Raw genomic sequence first — 1,505 nt, forward strand, 5'->3', positions numbered from 1 at the left:
CTCCGGCCACGCGGGCGCGCCGACTGCGTAGTCAGGCCATCCTGGCCTGACCGAATCAGGGCTGGAAGCCCTGACTACGCACGCCCCGCGATCGACTGGCCGGAACAAAGATCAAGGCCCAACAGCTCCCGCCGGTTTTTCCGCTGGTGCTCTACAATGGCACTGGACGCTGGACGGCGGCGCGGGATATCGCCGAGCTGATCGTCCCGCTGCCGGGCGCCCTGGCCCGCTATCGGCCCCAGCAACGCTATCATTTGATCGATGAGGGCCGCGTCGGGGAAGAAACGCTTGCGCAAGCGACCAGTGTGACCGCCGAGCTGGTACGGCTGGAAACCCTGGCCGCTGAGGGCCCGGCGGCGCTCCGCCCGATCCTGAGCCGGCTTGGCGCCCGGTTGCAGTGCCCCCGCTACGCGAGCCTACGGCGGGCGCTGACGGTCTGGTTTGCGCGGGTCTTGCTGCGGCGGCTGCTGCCGGGCGAGAATCTTCCGGAACTGCATGATTTAGTGGAGGTCGAGACCATGCTGGCCGAACACGTTGAAGAGTGGACGCAGAAGTGGAAGAGAGAAGGCTTGCTGGAAGGTAAGCGGGAAGGCAGGCTCGAGGGCAAACTCGAAGGCAAACGCGAAGGCAAGCGCGAAGGCAAGACCGATGCGCTGAAACGCCTCCTCCGGGTCCGTTTTGGTGAACTGCCCCCTTGGGCCCAGTCACGTATCGACGCCGCGACCCTCGGCCAACTGGACACCTGGCTGGACGGCATCTTCCAGGCCGCGACCCTGGAGGAGGTTCTGCTCGGCGGCCAGCCCCCGGGGTCCCCCCCGCCCGCGGGTTAAGCGGTGTTGGCGCGACGCGACCCAGTGCCTCGGGCTGGACGAGGCCTTCGCAAAAGACTTCGGCTGATGACAGAGCACATAGCTCGTTTTGCCTTCCTTGCCTCCTTTCGCCACGCCCACAGCCACTGCGAAAGGATTGTCGCTGTTATATTCCGCCGTGGTCATGGGAAGGCCAATAACCAATGACGTCCGTTGGTTGAAGGCGCGGTGGGAGAGCACGAGAAAGGGGTGGATGTCACGCATCTCCCGCCCCGCTTGAGGGTTGCAGTCAATCCAGATGACATCCTGACGCTCAGGCACCCAATGGGCCTAGCGCTGGCCGCTTACCACCGCTCGGCGCCGATACGCCCAGCCGTCATGATTTCGCCCCCATGGCGCTCCGGATCGAAGCGGGACAGCCGTTGCGCAAGTGAAGGCCGGTCCTCTTCCAGCGGCCGAATCACGATGCCGCCATCCTCTACGGTGATGCGTACACGCTGATTAGCATGAAGTCCCATCTCATGTGCCACGGCGGTCGGTAGGCGTAGGCCGAGGCTGTTGCCCCACTGCTGAATGGCAAGAATGGCTTCGGTACTCATGATCGATGTTCACATCGGATGTTTAAACCAAGGATAGACACTTACGTCGAGGTTTGCCAACCGCGTCGTACTGATAGACCCTACTCGATCTAAGGGC

Annotated in this window: 2 protein-coding genes and 1 pseudogene; 1 reads left to right on the forward strand and 2 read right to left on the reverse strand. The window is 63.5% G+C overall.

Annotated features, from left to right (window positions below; translation table 11 throughout):
• Window positions 1–110: 110 nt before the first annotated feature.
• Window positions 111–830: a DUF4351 domain-containing protein gene (locus QZY48_RS29155; protein WP_295437258.1), complete on the forward strand. Its 720-nt coding sequence runs from the start codon at window positions 111–113 to the stop codon at window positions 828–830.
• A gap of 51 nt (window positions 831–881) precedes the next feature.
• Here the strand turns inward: QZY48_RS29155 and QZY48_RS29160 are convergent.
• Together QZY48_RS29160 and QZY48_RS29165 are read right to left on the reverse strand one after the other, a co-directional pair.
• Window positions 882–1,130 (reverse strand): annotated as a pseudogene (locus QZY48_RS29160) (type II toxin-antitoxin system PemK/MazF family toxin); the annotation flags it as partial.
• Window positions 1,131–1,153: 23 nt separating this feature from the next.
• Complete coding sequence (locus QZY48_RS29165; RefSeq protein WP_295437256.1) at window positions 1,154–1,408, reverse strand: AbrB/MazE/SpoVT family DNA-binding domain-containing protein; 255 nt, start codon at window positions 1,406–1,408, stop codon at window positions 1,154–1,156.
• Window positions 1,409–1,505 lie beyond the last annotated feature (97 nt).

This window comes from uncultured Thiodictyon sp. (assembly GCF_903828115.1).
Lineage (GTDB): Bacteria > Pseudomonadota > Gammaproteobacteria > Chromatiales > Chromatiaceae > Thiodictyon.

Excerpts from the sequence above, each read along its gene's own strand:
- QZY48_RS29165 (WP_295437256.1), bottom strand. The coding sequence starts at position 1,408 with ATGAGTACCGAAGCCATTCTTGCCATTCAGCAGTGGGGCAACAGCCTC.